The following is a 6,801-nucleotide window of genomic DNA, read 5'->3' on the forward strand; positions in this document are numbered from 1 at the left end:
AACGAGAACAGCACCTTGTTCTGGTCGTCAGCCTGCTCAGTCGAAAAGAGATCATCCAGCGCGGCGTTGGCCTTGTGCATCTGCCGGTAGACGAGCGGGCGGCTCACGCCATGCCGGGCGGCCAGAGCGCTGACCGGTTCTGCGCCTGCCAAAGCTCGAACGGCCATCATCTTGCGTTCGTTGGTAGCCAGTTTCGTAGGGGCAGCGCAAACGGATTGATTCATGGGGGCGTAGCGTCGAAAATGGGACCGCATTATCCCGCATTATCTTCGCCCCTCGCATGTGTAACGCGGCTTTGAACCTCGCCGCAGAAGGCCATGCGCATGAGCCGGTCGCCACGCCATTTGCTGCCGCTTCACAAAGCGCTTGTTGACTAGCTGGTCGACCGCCGACTCGACGAAGCTCGACGTGATCGGCTCGCCATGACTGCGTATTTCGGCGAACGTGATCAGCGATTCCGGTTGAACGTGATCAGTGGATCCGGAGGACGATTCAGCTTGCGGTGCCTTCCATTTGATCGATGCGAGAGTTTTCAGTCGCGCTCAAGGGCACCAGGAGCTGACCGCACCTAAATTGCCTGGGAGAACAGCCCATGACTCTCTTGAAGGCTTTGCCATAAGCGCTTTCGGATTCGTATCCGAGTGATGCGGCGATTTCTGACATCGGGGAGTCGGAGTTTTGAAGCCGTTCCCCTGCGAGCATCATTCGCCATCGAGTCAAGTACTTCAAGGGGGACTCCCCAACCGTCTCTTTGAACCTTGAAGCAAAGTTCGATCGCGACATTCCTGCGCGCTCCGCCAGCGTCTGCACTGTCCAAGAATGCGCCGGGTCTTCGTGCATTGACCTCAGAGCCGCGTTCATATGCTTATCTGCAAGGGCGAAGAGCCACCCGACTCCGCCGCTCAGCCCTTCCGCCAAATACAGCCGCAGGGCCTGGATGAGCATCATGTGCGCGAGATGCTGGGCCACAAGGTCGCCTCCCGGCCGCGGATCGCGCAGTTCCTGCCGCAACCGCTCCAGAGACCACCGCAGCTCCGCCTTATCCGATTCCTTGTGGAGTTGCACCACGGGCGGTAATACTCCCAAGAGAAGGTTGGCGTGATTGCCGGACAGCGAGAAGTGTCCTCCGACAATGAAACAGTCTCCACCGCCGTTGACTGAGAAGATGCCGCCTTTCAGCGGCGTTGCAAAGATCGACTGGAAATCGACGGGCGTCAAAGTCAAGTCGCTTGAGAGACAGAACGGCCGTTGCAGCAGGAAGCAATCCCCACTCTGCAGCAGCAGATCACCGGGGGTACCCTGCACAGAAAGCCAGCACTGCCCAGAAACTACGGCATAGCACTTGATGCCTTCGTGGCGCGGAATTCGGACCGACCAGTCGCCGCCGGCGTCGAGGCCTCCGGCCGAATAGCTGAGCGGCTTGAGCAGCGATAAAACATCAGAGAGGGGATCCACAAAAACCTTTTTGGACGAACAGACCAGTTAAATGGATTCGCGGACATAGATCGTACTCCTTACCCGAGCTATCCTGTTGACGTTAAAGGAGAAGGAATGAACATCACAGCTGTCCTCACAGGTGCGACCGGCGGCATCGGCAATGAAATTGCCCGCGGACTGTTGCGCCAGGGCGCAACAGTCATCGTCGGCGTACGCAACGTAGCCAAGGGCGAGGCCGCGCGCACCGACCTTGCGAAGGAGCCGGGCGGTGGCAACGTGGAGGTCCTGCCGCTGGACGTCTCCAACATGAGGTCTGTACGCGAGTTCGCGACGGCCGTTGCCAGGGAGCATCCAACGCTGCAGCTGCTGATCAACACCGCTGGCGCATGGTTTAACGAACGCGTAGAGACCGGCGAGGGCCATGAGCTAACGCTTGCCACTAATGTTCTCGGTCCGCACCTGTTGACTCAGCTTCTTCTGCCGCAGCTGCGCGCGGGCAAGCCGGCGCGGATCGTCAACTTCTCCTCTAGCACCGTCGGCAACTACGATGCCAGCGATCTTGGGTGGAAAAAGCGCAAGTACGATGGCTTCAAAGCCTACACCCAGTCCAAGCAGATCATGCGGATGATGACGTGGAAGCTGGCGCAGCGCCTTCAAGGCACTGGCGTGGTTGCTAATACAGTTGACCCGGGCATCGTCAAGACCGACTTTCTGCAGAACACAACTGGCTTCGTCGCCGGCACATTCGCCCTCGCGGCGAAATTGATAGGAGTCACGCCCGAAAAAGGCGCGGCCACGCCGCTGTGGGTGGCGCTTGCGCCTGAACTCGCTAACGTCAGTGGCAAGCACTTCGCTGGCCACAAGGAGAGGGACGGCAGGTTCCGCGAACAAGCACCGCTTGACGAGCTGGACAAACAGCTCGATGAGATCACCAGCATCTCATGGGCCGCTGCGGCCGCTTAAAAACATTACCGCTGGCGCCCGGTTGGTCAGCCGCCGATGTAGCGGGTAGCAGGACGCCAAGCACTTTCGATATCAGATGATGGGATTGGAACGACAGAAGCGCGCAACACTGGAACTGTTATTCGCCGTTGGGTCGTCGCGGCAGTAAAGATGCTTTAATTGCGCCAGAAGATTAGTGAAGCGCGGTGCCAGATTCATGTCGAACCAGTTGAGGACAGCAAAATTGGCTCGATTGATGCTGTGTATGTCGCTTCAGTGAAAACGCCCGCTGAGCCCATGCCTTTATACAGAAGTCAGGAATCGTCTTCGCGAAGGGCCTGAATTGTCGAGGCGGCATCCATAGTTCGCTGCATGCCAATCCAAAGGGATTTTGCACTTGGCTCGCCATCGCTCTTGCGGCCCAGAAATCCGCCCAGTGACTCGATTAGGCGAATGTTTTTGATTCAGCGTGATGGGTTTGTTCGATCAAGCACGATCCGGTAACCAAACTCTGCAATGAAGTGGAGAAGATGGCCGGCAAGAAAAACTGCCTCGGGGGAGCACTTCAGCGTGGACGGGATGCTGATTCGTACGGTCGTTACCCATGCCCACCAACTCTCAGACTAGCAATCATTCCGCCGCTCTACATGCGACGCAAATCAGCTTGTCCGTGTTACCCAAACTCGGCGATTCTCGAACCCCTCCGAAATTTCGCACGGAGTCCACAATCGCCCTGTTGTAGGCCTCGGGGGTTGCCATTTGCGCTGAACCATCGGGTATTCGCCGAACAACAGCCGATTCATTGCTTTCAACAGGATACCCACCGCCGACAGAGCAAGCAGAGAAAGCAAACATGAAAGCAGCGATATAGATGAATTTATTCATAATCCTAAATATGCCAAATCGAGATTACTGGGCTTCGTCGTCGACTACCGTTGTACTTTCGAGCCGCCGTCATCAAGTGAATGATCAGTTCGACGCCCGTTGTCTGATTCTTGTGGCGGCTAGCTTTTCAGCGAAACAATTTGCTTGCCTTTGCGGCCTCCTTCCTCCAAAACTCGGTGAGCGTCGCCGATCCGGGAAAGTGGGTGGATGCCATCCACCAGGGGGCGGATTGCTCCACTCTCGACGTAGGCGGCAAGGTCCGCAAGCAGCGAGGTTCGCGGCTTGGCGCTGAAAAAGCGAACACGGCGCGTCCCATAAAGGAACGACATCAGCACGTACAAGAGGGACGTTATGGGGCGATTGGGATCGGGGCAAGTTGTGGCCATTCGGCCGCCCCGCGATAGTAGTCGCCGATATGCGCCTGTATGGTTACCCGCCGTGTCAAGGATCACGTCGAAGGTGCCGAGCTGGCGCGGATTGGTCGTGGCATAGTCAAACGCCTCTTCAGCGCCGAGGTCACGGACAAAATCGAGGTTGGATAAACGGGCCAGCGCAGTGACGTGCGCGCCGATGTGGCGGCCGAGCTGCACCGCAACGATTCCGACTCCACCACTCGCGCCTCGAACCAATAGTTTGTCACCTGCCTTAAGCCGAGCGATATCCCGTAATGCTGTAATCGCAGTGACCCCTACGGCAGGAAGCGCTGCCGCGTGAACTAAATCGAGGTTTGCCGGGCTCTTTGAAAGATACTCTGCCCGCACGCAGACAAATTCAGCGGCGCTTCCGGCTTGGCCGTGGGACATTACGCCCCATACGCGATCGCCCACCTTGAAGGTGACCGCGTCAGAACTCATCCCGACGATTTCACCTGCGAAATCCAGACCGATACCGCGGGGAAATTTGCGGCCAGTGAAGGCGCGCAGTATGCCTGCACGAACGATCAGATCTATTCCGTTTACGCTGGACGCATGCACGCGAACCAGAAATTCTCCCGGCCCGGGAGTCGGCATCGAAGTTATGCATTCATAGAGCACTTCTGGTGGGCCGTACCGGCTATAGCGTGCTGCTCTCATTTGTTCCACGATTGTCTCTCCCTTTTCGACATAGCCCTTGCGCTGTTTAGGTATTCAATGCTATCAACCAAAAAGTAAGCCTCCGTTCTCCCAATGCAACTTTGACACGCTCAATTCTCATTTGGCCCACTCGCATCGACAGTTCTCAACAAATGTTATGATTCATAACATAGATGTACAACACTTCGCTGTCAAGCGAAAGTTATGGGGTATTACATGACTGTCGAGAACAAGCGGATCGGCTATCACCACGGAGATCTGCGCCGCGACCTGCTTCGTGTCGCGCGGGATGAGATTTCCCGCAACGGCGCACAGGCAGTGACCCTGAGTTCGCTAGCCCGACTCGCGGGTGTGAGCCAGCCGGCGCCGTACCGTCATTTTGCCGATCGCGACGCACTGCTTGAAGGCGTTGCGGTTGAAGCATTCGAGGATTTAGTAAGCGTGCTCAACGGCGCATTGGCGACGTGCGCGTCGACTGACAGACTACGGGCAATTTCACGTGTCTATCTGACTTTCGGAGAAGCAAACACCGAAATTTATAGATTGATGTTTGCGTCCCGTCTCGTTCCGGAAGCGAAACTTGGAAGCGCTTTAAGTACAGCCGCCGACAATGCTTTAGATCTGTTGAGACGGGTGCTGTCTAGTGGTTTGCCGGCGGGCATTTTAGGAGACAACGCGTATGGAACTTGGGCCTATCTACACGGACTTGTCATGTTAAAAGCCGACGGCTTCATCCAGCGTCCGTTGAGTGAATTAATTGATACGTCGGATTTTCTCAAGACCGAAGGGCCGTGTCGCACTTAACTGTGCACACCTACCAAGGTAGCACTCGAGCGGATCGTCGCTAGCCATCGGAGCAACGGTGACAATTTTGGCGCAGCCCGACTGCGGTCCGGATCGCGCATAGTTGCGGCGGCTAACCTCAAATCCAGCACCACGCAGCTTTATTCAAAATAGGGTTCCATTACCCTCTCGATCCAATTCATGAAGGCCCGGACGCGTTGCGACAGGTTACGTCGATGGGCTACGACGAGCGACGCGGCGAGGGGCGCGGGACGCAGGTCGGGCAGAATCTCCACTAGCGCGCCACGTTCGAGATGATGCGCGAGCGCAAAATATCCCGCCTGGATCAACCCAATGCCCGCAAGTCCGGCCGCATGATAGGTCTGCACACTGTTGACCTGCACCGCGCCTCTCAGCGCGAGCGACGTAGCCGTCGCTGTCTGGATATTCCCATCCAACAGGCTTGGCGCCAAGTGTTCGCGTGTAGTAGACCATTTGATGCCCTTGACTCTGCAGATCATCGAGCGTGTGCGGTGTGCCGTACTGTTCCAGGTAGCTAGGACTCGCCGCATTTATCATGCGCAACTTGCCAAGCGGTCGGGCAATTAGCGTCTCGTCGACGATCGGACCCAGGCGGATAACGCAATCGAACCCTTCCTGAACGAGATCGACGCGCCGATCAGTGCTGGAAAGTTCCAGTTCCAACTCCGGATGCGCCGCCATCAATTGCGGTAATGCCGGAACGACAACGCTTTGTGCCAGCTCGGTCGGCATGTCGACCCGCAATCGCCCCCGTAGCGGCGCGCCGTTACTGGCGAACATTGATTGCAATTCTTCGACTTCGGCAAGCAGGTCGCGTGCGCGTGAATAAAAGGCACGACCATCTTCAGTAAGCTTCACACTTCGCGTGGTCCGATGCAGGAGGGTGACACCCATATCCAGTTCAAGTCTACGGATCACTGTAGAAACACGTCCCTTCTGGATACCCAAGCTTTCGGCCGCCCGCGTGAAGCTCGTAATTTCGGCAACACGGGCAAAGATCAAAAGTGCATCAAGGTTTTGCATTGTTCACTCGCGGAGTAACAGAACGTTCTATTCTTCGTCATTTATAACTCATTTGGGACTCAGTAGACTGCTCAGGTCGTCCGTAGCGGACGATTTGAACTAATTTGGAGTAACCATGACCCAATCCACCCAGCCGATTAAAACCGTCGTTGTTTACCACTCTGGTTATGGTCATACCGAGCGTATGGCAACAGCTATCGCCGAAGGTGCCGGCGCCGTAAGCGCCGCAATCGATACTGAGGGAAACCTTGCGGCTCTGTCGAATGAAAGGGACTTCCCCGTCCCGAGGCTGCGGCGGAAGCCGCAATTCGGCATCAAAGTGCCATGATGAAGTCTCGACCTTCATCAACACCAGCGAAAGGGGAAGTCCATGTCCATTGTCACCATCGGAATCGATCTTGCCAAGAACGTCTTTGCGGTTCACGGCGTGGATGAATCCGGCAAGCCGGTATTGATCAAACCGCGTGTCCCACGTGATCAACTGCTCGCGCTGATCGCCCAGTTGCCACCCTGTCTCATTGGCATGGAGGCCTGTTCGGGTGCACATCACTGGGCGCGGATGTTCCAACAGTACGGCCACACTGTGAAGCTGATCGCGCCCAAGCTCGTGGCGCCG

General features: G+C 56.6%; 5 protein-coding genes and 3 pseudogenes. 4 read left to right on the forward strand and 4 right to left on the reverse strand.

Annotation, left to right across the window (positions count from 1 at the left end):
* Positions 1–492 precede the first annotated feature (492 nt).
* On the reverse strand, positions 493–1,455 hold the full coding sequence (locus tag BSU04_RS31990) for an AraC family transcriptional regulator (protein ID WP_089164294.1): 963 nt from the start codon (positions 1,453–1,455) through the stop codon (positions 493–495).
* Positions 1,456–1,551: 96 nt separating this feature from the next.
* On the opposite strand from BSU04_RS31990, the gene BSU04_RS31995 reads away from it, so the two are divergent.
* Positions 1,552–2,400 (forward strand): SDR family NAD(P)-dependent oxidoreductase, encoded by an 849-nt coding sequence (locus BSU04_RS31995; protein ID WP_089164295.1) that lies wholly within the window; start codon positions 1,552–1,554, stop codon positions 2,398–2,400.
* A 293-nt stretch (positions 2,401–2,693) separates the two neighbouring features.
* Here the strand turns inward: BSU04_RS31995 and BSU04_RS32000 are convergent, their stop codons facing one another.
* Positions 2,694–2,843 carry an IS4 family transposase gene (locus BSU04_RS32000; RefSeq protein ID WP_373452896.1) on the reverse strand — a complete coding sequence of 50 codons (150 nt, stop codon included), beginning with the start codon at positions 2,841–2,843 and terminating at the stop codon, positions 2,694–2,696.
* A gap of 540 nt (positions 2,844–3,383) precedes the next feature.
* Positions 3,384–4,274, reverse strand: a complete 891-nt coding sequence (locus tag BSU04_RS32005; protein ID WP_218827375.1) for an NAD(P)-dependent alcohol dehydrogenase — start codon at positions 4,272–4,274, stop codon at positions 3,384–3,386.
* Positions 4,275–4,553: 279 nt separating this feature from the next.
* Here BSU04_RS32005 and BSU04_RS32010 point away from each other — a divergent pair, with 279 nt between their 5' ends.
* Positions 4,554–5,141 carry a TetR/AcrR family transcriptional regulator gene (locus BSU04_RS32010; RefSeq protein ID WP_089164297.1) on the forward strand — a complete coding sequence of 196 codons (588 nt, stop codon included), beginning with the start codon at positions 4,554–4,556 and terminating at the stop codon, positions 5,139–5,141.
* A 140-nt stretch (positions 5,142–5,281) separates the two neighbouring features.
* Here the strand turns inward: BSU04_RS32010 and BSU04_RS32015 are convergent.
* Positions 5,282–6,185, reverse strand: a pseudogene (locus BSU04_RS32015) (LysR family transcriptional regulator).
* Between the two features lie 115 nt (positions 6,186–6,300).
* On the opposite strand from BSU04_RS32015, the pseudogene BSU04_RS32020 reads away from it, so the two are divergent.
* Both BSU04_RS32020 and BSU04_RS32025 read left to right on the forward strand, forming a co-directional pair.
* A pseudogene (locus BSU04_RS32020) lies at positions 6,301–6,438 on the forward strand (NADPH-dependent FMN reductase); the annotation flags it as partial.
* 117 nt (positions 6,439–6,555) lie between these two features.
* Positions 6,556–6,801 (forward strand): annotated as a pseudogene (locus BSU04_RS32025) (IS110 family transposase); the annotation flags it as partial.

The organism is Caballeronia sordidicola (assembly GCF_002220365.1).
Classification (GTDB): Bacteria; Pseudomonadota; Gammaproteobacteria; order Burkholderiales; family Burkholderiaceae; genus Caballeronia; species Caballeronia sordidicola_C.